This is a genomic window from Roseibium sp., from assembly GCF_965229775.1.
Lineage (GTDB): Bacteria > Pseudomonadota > Alphaproteobacteria > Rhizobiales > Stappiaceae > Roseibium.
In genome coordinates this window covers 2,697,308-2,711,186 of the sequence record NZ_OZ245929.1, presented here as the reverse complement: position 1 = coordinate 2,711,186, position 13,879 = coordinate 2,697,308, and the positions used below count along the sequence as shown (strand labels likewise).

Annotated in this window: 11 protein-coding genes; 5 read left to right on the top strand and 6 right to left on the bottom strand. The window is 60.5% G+C overall.

Going from position 1 to position 13,879, the window contains the following annotated elements; translation table 11 throughout:
* Positions 1-45 precede the first annotated feature (45 nt).
* Together ACO07N_RS12325 and cobA are read right to left on the bottom strand one after the other, a co-directional pair.
* Positions 46-1,359: a cobyrinate a,c-diamide synthase gene (locus tag ACO07N_RS12325; RefSeq protein ID WP_421981298.1), complete on the bottom strand. Its 1,314-nt coding sequence runs from the start codon at positions 1,357-1,359 to the stop codon at positions 46-48.
* Positions 1,349-2,215, bottom strand: coding sequence for a uroporphyrinogen-III C-methyltransferase (gene cobA, locus ACO07N_RS12320; RefSeq protein ID WP_421981297.1), 867 nt, complete (start codon positions 2,213-2,215; stop codon positions 1,349-1,351). Before cobA ends, ACO07N_RS12325 begins: the two co-directional genes overlap by 11 nt.
* A 130-nt stretch (positions 2,216-2,345) precedes the next feature.
* Between cobA and ACO07N_RS12315 the strand changes: the two genes are divergently transcribed.
* Positions 2,346-3,443, top strand: a complete 1,098-nt coding sequence (locus ACO07N_RS12315; protein WP_421981296.1) for a cobalt-precorrin-5B (C(1))-methyltransferase — start codon at positions 2,346-2,348, stop codon at positions 3,441-3,443.
* Positions 3,430-4,191 (top strand): cobalt-precorrin-6A reductase, encoded by a 762-nt coding sequence (locus ACO07N_RS12310; protein ID WP_421981295.1) that lies wholly within the window; start codon positions 3,430-3,432, stop codon positions 4,189-4,191. Before ACO07N_RS12315 ends, ACO07N_RS12310 begins: the two co-directional genes overlap by 14 nt.
* Positions 4,192-4,200: 9 nt before the next feature.
* Here ACO07N_RS12310 and ACO07N_RS12305 read toward each other — a convergent pair whose 3' ends face one another.
* Positions 4,201-4,902 (bottom strand): WecB/TagA/CpsF family glycosyltransferase, encoded by a 702-nt coding sequence (locus ACO07N_RS12305; RefSeq protein WP_421981294.1) that lies wholly within the window; start codon positions 4,900-4,902, stop codon positions 4,201-4,203.
* A gap of 414 nt (positions 4,903-5,316) precedes the next feature.
* Between ACO07N_RS12305 and ACO07N_RS12300 the strand changes: the two genes are divergently transcribed.
* Positions 5,317-7,392, top strand: coding sequence for a GumC family protein (locus ACO07N_RS12300; RefSeq protein WP_421981293.1), 2,076 nt, complete (start codon positions 5,317-5,319; stop codon positions 7,390-7,392).
* On the top strand, positions 7,370-8,635 hold the full coding sequence (locus ACO07N_RS12295) for a UDP-phosphate alpha N-acetylglucosaminyltransferase (RefSeq protein ID WP_421981292.1): 1,266 nt from the start codon (positions 7,370-7,372) through the stop codon (positions 8,633-8,635). The genes ACO07N_RS12300 and ACO07N_RS12295 overlap by 23 nt, the downstream gene beginning before the upstream one ends.
* Before the next feature lie 31 nt (positions 8,636-8,666).
* On the opposite strand, the gene ACO07N_RS12290 is transcribed toward ACO07N_RS12295, so the two are convergent.
* Positions 8,667-9,833, bottom strand: a complete 1,167-nt coding sequence (locus tag ACO07N_RS12290; RefSeq protein ID WP_421981291.1) for a glycosyltransferase family 4 protein — start codon at positions 9,831-9,833, stop codon at positions 8,667-8,669.
* 111 nt (positions 9,834-9,944) lie between these two features.
* Between ACO07N_RS12290 and ACO07N_RS12285 the strand changes: the two genes are divergently transcribed.
* Positions 9,945-11,039 (top strand): glycoside hydrolase family 5 protein, encoded by a 1,095-nt coding sequence (locus ACO07N_RS12285; protein ID WP_421981290.1) that lies wholly within the window; start codon positions 9,945-9,947, stop codon positions 11,037-11,039.
* Positions 11,040-11,112: 73 nt separating this feature from the next.
* Here the strand turns inward: ACO07N_RS12285 and ectB are convergent, their stop codons facing one another.
* Together ectB and ACO07N_RS12275 are read right to left on the bottom strand one after the other, a co-directional pair.
* Positions 11,113-12,432, bottom strand: a complete 1,320-nt coding sequence (gene ectB, locus ACO07N_RS12280) for a diaminobutyrate--2-oxoglutarate transaminase (RefSeq protein WP_421981289.1) — start codon at positions 12,430-12,432, stop codon at positions 11,113-11,115.
* A 433-nt stretch (positions 12,433-12,865) separates the two neighbouring features.
* Complete coding sequence (locus tag ACO07N_RS12275; RefSeq protein WP_421981288.1) at positions 12,866-13,771, bottom strand: ATP-grasp fold amidoligase family protein; 906 nt, start codon at positions 13,769-13,771, stop codon at positions 12,866-12,868.
* Positions 13,772-13,879 lie beyond the last annotated feature (108 nt).

Below are 13,879 nucleotides of genomic sequence, written 5' to 3'. Positions count from 1 at the left end.
GGCACCAACCTCGCGAGCAACACACCCGTTCGCGGTTCAACCGGTTTACGAAATCACATGGGCAAATGACCCCATCACGGTACCGGCCCGCAGGCCCATGTCGGGCAGGGTACTGCCTTCGGCATCACTTGCGCGGAAGAGACGCTGCGCGTTTCCTTCTCTCAAGATGGTGGCGTAGTGAAACTCGTGCGCCGACAGGGACGTTGACCAGGGCAGACCGCCAAGGGGGTCGACCTTGCGGTATCCGAGATGCCGTGTGCGCTTTGCGAACGAGGTTTCCAGCGGTAGAAGTCCGAGCATGTCATGCCGGGCACCATCCGCGTCGACCAGCCCCTCCCCGAGAACCATGTAGCCGCCGCATTCCCCGTAAATGAGGGCTCCCGCGCGCGCGGCCTCGCGCAGACCGGCTTTGAAATTTCCGGCGGCAGCCAAAGCCGCGGCGTGGAGTTCGGGATAGCCTCCGGGCAGGAAGACGGCATCCGCGCTCGGCTCGGGCCCCTCGTCCGCCAGCGGTGAGAAGACACTGAGTTCCGCCCCTTCACGCCTCCAGAAATCAAGCAGGTGCTGATAGCAAAAGGCAAAGGCGACGTCCCGCGCGATCGCAATTCGCTGACCCAGGGGCACGGGCAGCCTAGTCTCTTCGCGGTTGCCACCGGCAATGATGCCGCAAGCGCCCGCGACCGCTGCGAGATCGACGTTCCGAGCGCAAAGATCCGCGGCCTTTTCCAGAAAGGCCTCAAGGTCAGGATGCTCGAAGGCCTGCACGAGGCCCAGATGTCTTTCGGGCAGAACCAGATCCATTGACCTTGGCAAGGCCCCGAAAACGCTCACTCCCTGGGGTGCGAGAGCCGTCCGCAGCATGGCTTCATGGCGCGCGCTGCCGACGCGATTGAGGATCACCCCGGCAATGTCGATGTCCGATCGGTAAGTATTGAACCCGTGCACCAGCGCAGCGACCGACTGGGATTGCCGGGCGCAGTCGACGACCAGAACAACGGGAACGGAGAGCGCTGCGGCGAGTGCCGCCGCCGATCCGCGCCCGTTCGCAGCTCCGTCGAAAAGCCCCATGGCCCCTTCGACGATCATCAGATCGTTCCCTGCCCCCTGCCCGGCCGCCAGCGAAGACAGCGTCGCCGCGTCCATCGCCCAGGCATCGAGATTGATGCAGGGGGTGCCGCTCGCAGCTTCATGAAAGCGCGGATCGATGTAGTCGGGGCCGGATTTCGCGGAGACGACGGAGCGCCCGGCATTCCTGAGCGCCCTGATCAGGGACAGGGTCAGCGTGGTCTTGCCGGCCCCGGAGGACGGAGCCGCGATCAGGAGACCCCTGGCTACCCCGGCATCAGGCTCAGCCGGCATCTGCCGAGCGGCTTTCGGACCTGAGGCCGAGCGGATCGGAATTCAGCACCTTGCCCGACATCGCGCCCAGCCAATCGAGGCCGTCGCGCAGACGAACGACTTCGCCGACACAGACAATGGCCGGCGGCTGGATACCGGCGGCCTTTGCCTCTTCGGCACAGCGTCCCAAAGTGGTTTCGAGAACCTGTTGCCCGGCCAGGGACGCGTTGCACACGATGCCGACCGGCTCGTGCTCAGAACGTCCGGACGACATGAGTTTTCCGGCGATCGTCTCCAGATGCTTCATTGCCATGTACATCACGATGACGGGTGATCCCCTGGCGACGCCGTCCCAGTTGACGGCATCCGGCGTCAGTCCGGTCTGGTCATGTCCGGTCAGGAACGTCACGGCCTGGTTGCAGTCGCGATGGGTTGCGGGAATTCCGGCATAGGCCAGGCCGCCGATCCCGGCGGTGACGCCCGGTATGATCCGGAACGGGACACCGGCCTCGACCAGGCCGAGGGCTTCCTCGCCGCCGCGCCCGAAGACAAACGGATCGCCGCCCTTGAGACGCAGAACGCGCTTGCCCGAGCGGGCATAGTCGATCAGCTTCAACGTGATGTCGCGCTGTTTCGGGCTCGGCTTGCCGCCGCGTTTTCCGGCATAGTCGGTGATGGTGCCCGGCCTGACCCAATCGAGGATGCTCTTGTCGACAAGCGCGTCGTAGACGACGACGTCGGCCTGGCGCAAACCGTTCACCGCATGCAGCGTCAACAGCCCCGGATCTCCCGGGCCCGCACCCGCAAGCCATACCCAGCCGGATTCGAATTCCGGAAGCCCTTTGGGCAGAGTGTTGTTCAGTTCGGACACGCTCATCGTTCCTGTCTATCCGGCAAATCATCGCTCGCCAAGCAAATCAGCGATAGAAATCGAAAGGAATGCGACATTTCAGTCAATTACGCGGCAGAGGCGCGCGCTGCTTCAAGACTTCGGCTATAGAAGGATCATGTCGAAGAGCGAGCCGAAAGAACTCAGACGAGGCTGGACCACCGGCGCCTGCGCAACGGCGGCGGCGAAGGCCGCGTTTACCGCGCTTCATTCCGGCAGCTTCCCCGATCCGGTGGACATCACCCTGCCCAAGGGGGGAACAACGGATTTCGTTCTGACACGGCACGGCGTCTCGAACGGTTCGGCCTTCGCCACGATCACGAAGGATGCGGGCGACGATCCGGACGTTACGCATGGCGCGCTGATCACCTCGACCGTGCGTTTGCTGGCCGCAGGTGAAGGTGTCCGGTTCAAGGCGGGCGAAGGGGTTGGAACGGTCACGCGACCGGGCTTGCCGATCCCGCCTGGAGAGCCCGCCATCAATCCCGTGCCGCGCCAGATGATCGAAATGGCGATATCGGAGGCCGCAGCCAGGTTGGGTGCTCTGCCGGATGCAGAGGTCGAAATCTCGATCCATGGCGGCGCAGAACTCGCGCTGAAGACCATGAACCCGCGGCTCGGCATTGTCGGCGGATTGTCGGTCCTCGGCACGACGGGCATCGTGCGCCCGTTTTCCTGCGCCGCATGGATTGCCTCGATCCACCGCGGCATCGACGTGGCCCGTGCCATCGGCCTGAAACACGTCGTCGGTGCAACCGGTTCGGCATCGGAAGACGCCGTCCGGAGCCGTTACGTGCTCGACGAGACGGCTTACCTCGACATGGGAGACTTTGCCGGGGGCCTGCTCAAGTACCTGCGCAGGCACCCGGTTGACAAGCTGACGCTTTCCGGCGGCTTCGCGAAATTCTCGAAGCTTGCCAACGGCGCGCTGGACCTTCATTCCGGGCGTAGCTCCGTCGATTTCGTTTTCTTGCAGGACCTGCTCACAGAAGCCGGTGCGTCCGCGTCTCTTGTTGCGGACGCCGCCACGGCAAATACAGCCAAAGAGGTGCTCGACAGATCCCGCGAGGAAAAGCTCGATCTGAGCAGCCTCCTGGCACGACGCACGAAACGGGAGGTTCGCGAGATCCTCAGGGACGCCCCCATTTCGCTGGAAGTCCTGGTCACGGACCGCGACGGCAAAATCCTCGGAGAATGCGGCTTTGACGAGGGCTGACCACATCCTGCTGCTTGCCGGGACATTCGAGGCCCGCCAGCTTGCCAAACAGCTCGCGGACCGTTTTGCCGGCGCACGCGTAACGGCTTCCTTCGCCGGGGTCGTCAAGGATCTGCCGGATCTCGGGGTACCGACCAGGGTTGGCGGGTTCGGCGGCGTTGCCGGGCTGAGCAATTTCCTGCGCTCGGAGGACGTCACGCTCGTCATCGACGCGACCCATCCGTACGCCGCGCAGATGAGCCGCAATGCGTCCGAGGCATGCCAGGCCCTGCGGCTTCCGCTCATCCGGCTCGAGAGGTCCACCTGGACAGCGCTTCCCGATGACGACTGGATGCATTTCGGTTCCATGCGGGACGCGGCTCAAGCTCTGCCCGAAGATGCCAGAGCGTTCCTCGCCGTCGGGCGCAAGGACATCTGGCAATTCACGTGGCGCGGGGACATCTGTTGCCTTGCCCGGATGATCGAAGCGCCCCGGCAACCGCTGCCGGCGGGCTGGGACCTGATCCTGCAGCGCCCGCAGCAATCCTCTTCGGAAGAAGCCGGCCTCCTGCGGAAACACGGCATCACGCATGTCGTGACGAAAAACAGCGGAGGCGGACGCTCCTATGCGAAGATCGAAGCGGCGCGGTTGCTCAAATTGCCGGTGTTCATGATTGACCGGCCACAGCTGCCGGAGGCTGAAACGGCACCGGATCTCACCGGAGTTCTCAAAAAAGCGCAGGATCTGATGGACCGGAAAAAGTTCTAGTACCTTGCGTCAGAGTTCGGCTTTGCCGTATTTCAGCCTGACGAGCGCAGCGAAAAACCGCGGGATCCCGATCACGTAGCGGCGGAACAGCCGGCGCGGCTCCTGCAGCAACCGGAACAGCCATTCCAGGCCCGCGGCCTGAACCATCTTCGGCGCCCTGATCACCGATCCCGACATGAAATCGAAGAGAGCACCCACGCCGATTGCGACCGTCGCATCCAGATGGGCGCGATTTTGAACAATGAAGGTCTCCTGCCGCGGATTGCCCATCCCGACAAGAAGAAGGTCCGGTGCGGTACGATTGATCTCCGCACACACAGCATTGCAATCGCTCATGTCGAAGTAGCCATTGCGTGCACCGACAACCTGATGACGGGGATATACCCGCTCGATATGCTCCTTCGCCAGTTGAACCCTGGTTTCGTTTGCACCGAGCAGAAAGATACGAAGCGGCGATTCAATTTCGGACAGTATTGCCGGCACCAGGTCGGTGCCGTTCAGATTGTCCGGAAACCCCTTGCCATTCAGAAACCGGCTGGCAAGGTCGATGCCGATGCCATCGTTCAGCAGCGTCATTTCCTGCAGCGTTGCCGCAAAGGCCGGATCATCGAGCGCGGTCAGGGTCGTATGTGCATTGCAGATGGCAATCTCGACCGGATAGCGCAGCTTGACGGACGTCCGAACAAGCTGGACGGCTTCCTCTGAATTCATCCTCAGAATCGACAGCGGCCCTATGGCCGTCGACCCGACTCTGATCGGAAGATTCAAGTCCACCTTGTTCATTGAATGAGCGCCATACTGTATCGAATGCACTTTTTCATCTTATCTTTATTCAGGATCTTATTGTCTTAGACCGAACACAATTAAAATAACTTAATAAGAAAAGTCTTGAGATATTTACTATTAATACTTCGTGTCATTAAAGATAAAATTCGATAGATTTTGTTATTGGTATTTTCACACGGGTGCCGACCTGTCCCGTAATCGGGGCATGCATTTGCGATGCGTTAATCATGTTTGTTTACCAATCGTTCTGATGACCGATCGCGCGGGGACAAAACGGACAGGGCGTGATCAATTGCAAAGCGCGCTGGCGCATAAGCGAAACCGAAGTTCGATCGCACGATGATAGACTTGTCAGAGATACCGGCGATATTGCGACGCCATGTCGTCTGGCTGATCGTGTGCCCCATCGTGTTCGCAGTGCTGGCGCTTACCTACGCATTCCTCAAGACACCGGTCTACCAGACCAGCGCGGAATTGCTGATCCAGCCCGAAGGCGTACAGATCATCGGAGCGGATACATCCGGATCTCGCGGCAATCAGGCCCTCCAGGGCATGGATCTCGACAGCCAGGCTTTCGTCATCTTGTCGGCCGCGGTTCTGAACGAGGTCGCCAATACGCTGAAACTGGACGGCAATGCCGATTTCATGAGGCCCGGCCTGAAGGCAAGACTGCTTGGCGCCGTCCTCGGCGGGCCGGCAAACGGCTCACGGTCATCGGTCGATGTGCGCACCGCGACGCTGGAAGGCCTGAGAGAGATCATCGACGTCAACCGGCGCGACGATTCATTCGTCTTTTCCATAACGGTCACACATCCGGATGCGGATCTTGCCGCCGCGATCGCCAATGAAACGGCAAACGCCTACATCCAGCAGACACGCAGCAGCCGGACGGAAGCACTTGCCCGGGCCGGGTCGACACTGGGGAAACAAGCCGTGCAATTGCGCGCGCGGGTCGAAGAGGCGGAAGCTGCCGTCGAGGCCTACAAGGCGCAGCAGGGTTTGATCAGCACCTCCGGCGGGTCGATCGTTGACCAGCAGATCGAGGCGCTCAACACACAGATAACGGATGCCCGTGTCGACCTTGAGCGCAGCAAGGCGCTTTACGGCCAGATGGCGCCACTGACGCTCTCCGATGTCGAAGCGGGAACCGTGCCGTCCGGAGCCGGGAACTCCGTCCTGAGTTCCTTGCGCGTTCAGAATGCACGGGTCGCACAACAGGTCGCGGAAGCTGAGACCACCCTTGGCGCCAACCACCCGACGCTTCGTGAACTGCGCTCTCAGCTCGCCAACACGCAGCGGGAAATAAAGAGCGAATTGCAACGTATCAAACAGGCCGTGCGCAGCCGCTTTGAACAGGCACAGTCAACGGTCAATGCACTTGAACTCCAGTCCAAGAACCTGCAGTCGCAGAACAGTCTTCAAGGCAAGGCCCTGATCGAATTGCGCCAGCTGCAGAGCGAAGCCGACGCGAGCCGGGCCGTCTACGAAGCCTTTCTCAAACGCTCGCGGGAGCTGGAAGAGCTGCCCGATGTCGACACGAATTCGACGCGCATCCTGTCCGAGGCCTCCGTGCCGACCAACGCCAATGGCCCCCGGAAGATCGTTGTGCTCGCGGCGGCTCTGGTTTTCGGATTTGCCGTCGCTGCCTCAGGCGCCGTCGCCCTGACCGTCCTGAAAGGACCGATGGTCTCGGAGCGGCAGCTGGTTGCACAGACCGGCGCGCCGATCCTCGCCAATCTGAGCAACCCGTCCGCACGAGGCGTTTCCGCACGGATCCCGTCGCCGCGCCTGTTCGGCAAGCCGCAATCCTTCGAACAGAACAAATCCGCGATCGCACGTGCACGGGTGGCTTACGCACTCCGGCATGCGATCGACCACAATCGTCCGGCGAACATTCTTGCGCTTTCGGTCGGAAGGACCGGCAACACCGCAGGCTTCGTGCGCGGTGTTGCGGAAGAACTGCACGACATGGGCGAAGACATCCTGTTTGCGCATACATCTCCCGGACGCGGCACTGCCGAGGAGATGCAGGCAAGACCGGTATCCCGGAATTCGCGGATCGAGGCTTTCAGCCAGGCCATTGCCAAACTCGGCGGCACGCGGGAAACGGTACCGCCGATGCATGCCGGCTACGGTCATGGACTGTCCGGCTACCTCAGCGTGGAACAGATCGACACCCGCAAGAAATACGCTTCCGGAGCGGATCTCGGATCCTCGTATGAAGACATCCTCCTCATCGACGCCGGACATATCGACGAGAGCCCGATGCTTCCGGTTCTCCTGCGGCACTGCGACTGTATCGTCCTGATCACCGCCGTCGGTAACACCAATTCAGCCGAATTCGAGCACGCCGCAGCTTTCCTGGAACCCTGGTTCGACCGGATCGTCGGAAATGTCGTACTCAACCCCGTATGACCAGAGCCAGTCCTGGCCGACACAGCACTTGCAGGACGCGGCGCAATACCGTCTCTGGCTCCGATGCGTCTATGCGGTCGTTGCCGGTACGCTGCTTTTCAACTTCGCCCTGGCCTTCGTAAACACCAACGCCTTCCGGATATCCGAGAGCCTTGTCATACTGTGCGAAATGGCGTTGCTGTCTGCGGCCCTGTTCCTCGTCTTCAGCCGCAACAGCGTGCTTTTGCTGCTTCTGCTGCTCTACTTCAGCTACATGGGCCTCATCCTGGCGCTGCGCCCCGAGCTTGACCTCAAGGCCATCCGCGATTTCCTGATCCCGATCGTCTTTTACATGATCGGCCGGAACATCAGGAGGATCGAGGATGCCGACAGGCTGGTCTGGATCTGCACGATCCTTGTGCTTGCGGTCGGATTCTTCGAGTTCCTCTTTCTGGACATCTACACACGCATCGTCAGCATATTCGACTACTATGTCGCGCGGGGGACGCTGACCGCCGATGCGAATTTCGTCGAAGGATCCAACCTGTTCGTCTCCAGCACGCGCATCGGCGGCCGCAATTTCCTTGCCTTTCTGGGCAATGTCCGTGCATCCTCGGTGTTTCTCGAACCTGTGACGATGGGAAATTTTGGCGCGTTCCTGTGCCTGTGGGCGCTGTTCCGGAGCGGTATGCGGCACCGCCTGCTCATGTTCCTGGCGGCCTTCGTGGCGGTCGTGCTGCCTGACGCCCGCTTCGGCATGCTCGTCTGTTTTGCCCTGATCGCCGCCGCCATACTGGGGCGTATTCTGCCCCGGGTCAGCTGGTGGGCGCTGCCGCTCCTGGTGCTGTTCGCACTTGCGCTCTACGGCGGATGGTCCACGACCATCGGCTGGACGGACGATCTGGGTGGACGCCTGCTTCATGCCAGCCAGCTGCTCCAGAAGGTTACACCGGAGATCCTGTTCGGCGTGGAGAGGAACATCCCGTTCCTCGCCGACAATGGCTTTGCCTATTCGCTTGCACAGATCGGCGCTGTCGGGCTGATGGCGCTTTGGACCGCCTACATGTTCGCACCGATCGAAGATCAGCGCGCCATCCAGTTCAAGGCACTCGCGGCGACCTATATCGCGCTGCTCATGACGATTTCCAATTCGTTCTATTCCATCAAGCTGGCAGCCCTGTTCTGGGTCGCGGCAGGCGCCGCTGACGTGATGCGGACCAGAGACCGGCCTTCGTTTGATGCCCGCGGCCGCCAGAGCTCATGATGTCAGGTAGCAGGGTGCGAGTTGCCTGGGCTCAGGCCGGGATCACGGCCCTGTAAAGGTCTTCATATTCGCGCGCCTTTGCGGACCAGCCATAGCCGCTCGCCGCGGTGATGGCGTTCTCGCGCAGGTCAGGTTGTTCGCACAGATCCTGGAAGCCGGCCTGCAAGGCATCGGCCGCCCGGCGGCAGTCGGCAAAGTCAACCGTGCGAACGATTTCGTGTTTGCGTGCAACGGCGCTGAAGGCTTCGTTCGCCTCCACAACGGGCAGCAGACCGGCACTCATTGTTTCGATCAGAACGAGCCCGAAGCCCTCGTATTCCGAGGCGCTGACAAAAAAACTGCTCTGCGCGGTCAGCGCCTTCAACTCTGTGTCCGAAAGCCCGACATGAACCGCGACGCTGTCTGAAAGTCCGCGTGCCTCGGCCATTTCCGCAAGCTGGCCGCCGGTCAGATCGGATTCCATGCCCGCGATGTCCAGATGCCAGGCCGGGTCCGTGGCGCACAGCGTTGCCATCACATCCAGCAAGCGGTCCAGCCGCTTGTTGGCGGAAAAACGGCCAAGTGTCAGCAGGCATTTCCGTGGCTTTTGCGCTGCTGCATCCCCGAATTTGCCGACGTCGACACCGTTTTCGATCAATGACGTCTTCCGGGGCGCAATCCGGTTGAACAGCTCCAGGTCGCTGCCGCTGCAGCACACGAGCGCGGCGTACTGGTGTGTTGATAGACGCGTCAGCGTGTTGAACCAGACCTTTTTCAGCCGGGCGAACTTTCGCGTGTGGAAAAACCCGCCGTGGCTTGTGGCGACGAGCGTCCTGCGGTGAAAAAGTTTCGTGAGCGCCAGGAAGTCGTAAAAGAAATCGATCGCGTGAACATGCACAAGGGCGGCATTCGCAATCTCGCCCAGAACAGAAGGAGCGATCGGATACCGCGAGCTGCCGCGATACGGGATGCGCACGACATCGATGCCGTCAATCACTTCATGGCCGGGCAGCCTGGTGGCCGGGTCGGTAAAGAGACGGTCCAGCGTCACGACCTTGACGTCTGCAAACCGGTCCTTCTGATGAAGCGCCAGGTTCTTGACCACATCCTCCAGCCCTCCGATGCTCGGAGAGAACTGCCTGACAACATGAACGACAGACTTGTCTGAAAAGGCCGGCGCGGCGTCGTGAACGTTGCCTCGCTGACCTGTTGCGTCCATTTGAATGATCCGGTTGAGGGGTGTTGTCTGCCTGTGTCCGGTTTGACATTATCACCTGCCTGTCAACAAGATCTTTATCCAACCCATCATCCGGGAACCGACAGGCCCTCCGTGCGACAGAACCATCCGACCCGACACGTTCGCTTTTTCTCACGCCGGACAGGAGCGAGCGGTCCGGTCCGCCTGCTCACTTCGTTTGCGCTCATATTCACCCTCTGCGGAACGGCGGTTCAGGCAACCGGCTGCCTGCGCGGCGTCAACATTGCAGGTGCCGAATTCGGCGGACCGGACGCGAAGCATGGCGAAGGGTACATATACCCCTCCGATACGACACTCGACTGGGCAGCGGCGCAATCGATGACGGCGATCCGGTTGCCATTCCGGTGGGAGCGGCTGCAGCCGGAGCTCTACGGAGATTTCGACCCGGCAGAACTCGCGCGGCTGCAGGTCACGGTTCAGGCGGCAACGAGCCGGGGGCTGACAGTCATCCTCGACTTGCACAATTACGCCGAATACCGCGGCGACAGGATCGGGAATGGCGTGGTCAGCGCGGACGCGCTGGGCGATTTCTGGCGGCGGCTGACGCCGTATTTCGCATCGAACGACAAGGTCGTCCTCGGCCTGATGAACGAGCCGGCGGATATTTTGGCAAAGACCTGGTTCGAAGCCGCGCAAGCCGGCCTCGACGCCATCAGACAAGCCGGTTCGAACCAGCTGGTGCTCGTGCCCGGCACAATCTGGACCGGAGCCTCACACTGGTTCGATCCGCAGGAGGGCGGTTCAAATGCAGAGCACGCGGAGGCCGTTCGCGACCCGCAGGACAATTTCGCGTTCGAGGTTCACCAGTATCTCGACGAAGACTACTCGGGAACGCATGACAGCTGTCCGCGCGCCGATGATGCGATTGACGCCCTGAAGCAGGTCGCTGCCTGGATGGAAAAGCATGACTACAGGGGCTTCGTGGGTGAATTCGGCGGCACCACATCACAGGAGTGCCTCCAGGGTCTCCGGGACATGGTGGGCTATCTGAACGACAACAGCGATACCTGGATCGGGTGGACCGCCTGGGCAGCGGGCGACTGGTGGGGCAACTATCCCCTGTCGCTGCAGCCTGTCGATGGACAGATCCGGCCGCAGATGAAGGTGCTTGCACCTTTCCTGGCCGCAGACGCATCGGCCGGACAATGCGGGTTGACCGAACGCTAGAGTTTTTTCCGGTCAATCTGTATGATTTGACAAAGGCCCTGTTTCCGGACAGGTGCGGTTGCCGAAGCCCCGGCTAGCCTGCCGCGGCTCTCTTGTGCCCGAGATCCGTACCGGCCTCGCGGCTGTTGAGGAGGGCGCAGACGTCTTCGAGGACATCGAAACCCTGATCGAGTTCCTTCATCGTGCTCGTCAACGGGGCCAGAAACTTCAGGACCTGGTCATGACGGCCGCATGTCTCGACGATCAGTCCGCGCTCGAAACTCATCTTCTGGATCAGGCCTGCGACGTCCGCAGATGACCTGCTTTCCAGCCCCCACACGAACCCCTTGCCGCGATAGCTCAGCTCAAGGGCCGGATTCTCGGCGACAAGCTGTCCGAGCCTTTCCTCGATGTGTTCGGCCTTTGCCTTGACCTCGTCGTAAAACTCGAAGTCGCTCCAGAAATGCTCCAGGGCCACGGTCGCGGCAACAAAGGCCAGATTGTTGCCCCGGAACGTGCCGTTGTGCTGTCCCGGTTTCCAGACGTCATGCTCTGGCTTCATGAGAACGAGCGCCATCGGCAGGCCGTATCCACCGATCGACTTTGAAAGCACGACGATGTCGGGACTGATCCCGGCCTTCTCGAAACTGAAGAAGTCGCCGGTGCGCCCGCAGCCCATCTGGATGTCGTCAATGATCAGAAACACGCCGAACTGCCGGCACAAGCCTTCGAGGGCCTTGAGCCAGGATATCGGCGCAACGTTGATGCCGCCCTCTCCCTGGATGGGTTCGACGATGATTGCCGCCGGCGCAGTCCCGCCGTCCGACCTGGACTGAAGGGTCTCGGCAATGGCCGCAATCGAGGCTTCCTGGTCTTCGGGGGACGCACAGAAGGGCAGTCGCGTGTTTACCTGCTGCTCAAGATCCGGGAGACCTTCCTTGTAATAGGGGTTGTCCGTGAGCTGCAGCGAGCCGGCCGTCATGCCGTGGAACCCGTGGGTAAAGCCCAGGACATCGCGCCTTCCCGTCACCTTGCGCGCAATCTTGATCGCAGCCTCGACGGCATTCGTACCCGTCGGACCGCAGAACTGAAACCGGAAACTCATTCCCCGCGGCTGCAGGATCAACCGGTCGAACGCGTCGATGAACCGGTTCTTGGCGACCGTCGCGAAGTCGAGGCTGTGGGTTATGCCGTCGTCGGACAGATAGCCGATCAGAGCGTTGCGGATGACCTTGCAATTGTGCCCGTAGTTCAGGGCACCCGCACCGGCAAGGAAATCGATGTATTCGGTACCGTCCTCGGCAACGATCGTGCTGCCGGATGCCGACTTGGCCAGGAAGGGAAAACTGCGAACATAGCTGCGAACATTCGATTCAAGTCGGTGAGCCGGATCCACTTCTGTCAGCATGTTCATTCCATTCCCCGTCATCGCGCAAGGCCGGGTGTCGACCGTCAAACTGCGTTACAGACTCACGAAGTATGCTGACCGGGTCTTAAAATTCGAAAAAAAATCAAAGTAAAGAAAATGCAATTCCGTCGCGATATTTTCATCGCGGATCGCAATACTTGATTAAGCCTGAATGGAAAAACAATCCAGCAAGCGTTATACCAACCTTCATAGATAGAAACCCATTTCATGGCATCAAACCGGTCCACTCGGTCAGGCGTGGTGCGCAGCGCGATGCCGGCGCATCGGGCAAGCGCCGCAACGCAGCCGATGGCCGGGTTCTTTTGCCCCAATGCCGCGTTGCGATTTGCTTGAAGTGCCGGCACTAGCGCGCAAACCGCGCCTTGCCTTGTGGCAAAATAATCCCGGTGAAATGGGTTTCTATCTATGACGGTTGGCATTACTGAGTGACGAATTCGTCCCAGTAGCGCGCGAGCTTGAAGTCGTAGCTGTCCGGCACGAACGTCTCGAAGCCGCCGCTCGGATAGAGCGTGATCTCCCCCACGAAGATCCCTTCCGAAGTGTTGTAGAGATCTATTCTGGCAAATCCCAGTCCCTGGCTCAGGGACCGCGCGATTTCAAGCATGGCGTCGAACTTGTCGGGCTTCGGCAATTCTTCTGCGAGCAGGGGATAATAGTTCATGTGAACGGCAAGGCGTTCCCAATCCGGTGAATAGACACTTTCATACATGCCGTCGGGCTTGGGCGTGCGAACTTCGATATGCACGACATTGCCGTTGAAGCTGTAGAACCGGTAGTCACTCAGCAGCTCACCGGGCTCACCGATACACTTCTCGATGATGATGCGCGGCTCGACATTGGAATAGGCCCATTCCCGGTTGATCCGCGAATGGTCGGCGGACAGCCATTCGGCTTCCGGCCTCTGCTTCATCAGGTCACCGATGTCGCTTTGCCCGCGCAGGAAAAACCCGGCGCCGCTTGCGTGGGTCGGTTTGACGACCGCCGGCAGTGCCACCGTTTTCCAGTCGACTGATGCCAGATCGGTGCCCACCCAGTAAGTCGGGATCACGACCGTGTCGCCGACCCGCTCGGTGATGTAGCCCTTGGCATCCGCCTTGTCGACGACCTTGGAATAGAGAGGATTGCGGTCTTCCAGCTTCCGGATCTGCTGATACTCGGAAAACCGGACCGGCGATTTCCAGTCGGGAAAGCGGCCGAAGATCGAGAAGTACTTCCAGGTCAGATAGATCTTGTCCGGGAAAACGGAGATCAATCTCCAGAAGATACGCTGCATCCTGTGTTTGACACTCGCATGTTTCTTCGGACCGGCCGCAACACTATCCATCTCGATTACCTGAAACCCCACTCCTTAAACCATTGTCAACACGAACATGGTCATTGTCTCCACAGCGCATGCGGGGTGCATGCAAACGGCATGAAGCGCGTTTAAGCA

Bases quoted from the DNA above. Each gene is read 5' to 3' on its own strand.
- ACO07N_RS12315 (WP_421981296.1), top strand. From the start codon at position 2,346: ATGTCGAAGAGCGAGCCGAAAGAACTCAGACGAGGCTGGACCACCGGC.
- ACO07N_RS12325 (WP_421981298.1), bottom strand. From the start codon at position 1,359: ATGCCGGCTGAGCCTGATGCCGGGGTAGCCAGGGGTCTCCTGATCGCG.
- ACO07N_RS12305 (WP_421981294.1), bottom strand. From the start codon at position 4,902: ATGAATTCAGAGGAAGCCGTCCAGCTTGTTCGGACGTCCGTCAAGCTG.
- ectB (WP_421981289.1), bottom strand. From the start codon at position 12,432: ATGAACATGCTGACAGAAGTGGATCCGGCTCACCGACTTGAATCGAAT.
- cobA (WP_421981297.1), bottom strand. From the start codon at position 2,215: ATGAGCGTGTCCGAACTGAACAACACTCTGCCCAAAGGGCTTCCGGAA.
- ACO07N_RS12295 (WP_421981292.1), top strand. From the start codon at position 7,370: ATGTCGTACTCAACCCCGTATGACCAGAGCCAGTCCTGGCCGACACAG.
- ACO07N_RS12275 (WP_421981288.1), bottom strand. From the start codon at position 13,771: ATGGATAGTGTTGCGGCCGGTCCGAAGAAACATGCGAGTGTCAAACAC.
- ACO07N_RS12290 (WP_421981291.1), bottom strand. From the start codon at position 9,833: ATGGACGCAACAGGTCAGCGAGGCAACGTTCACGACGCCGCGCCGGCC.
- ACO07N_RS12300 (WP_421981293.1), top strand. From the start codon at position 5,317: ATGATAGACTTGTCAGAGATACCGGCGATATTGCGACGCCATGTCGTC.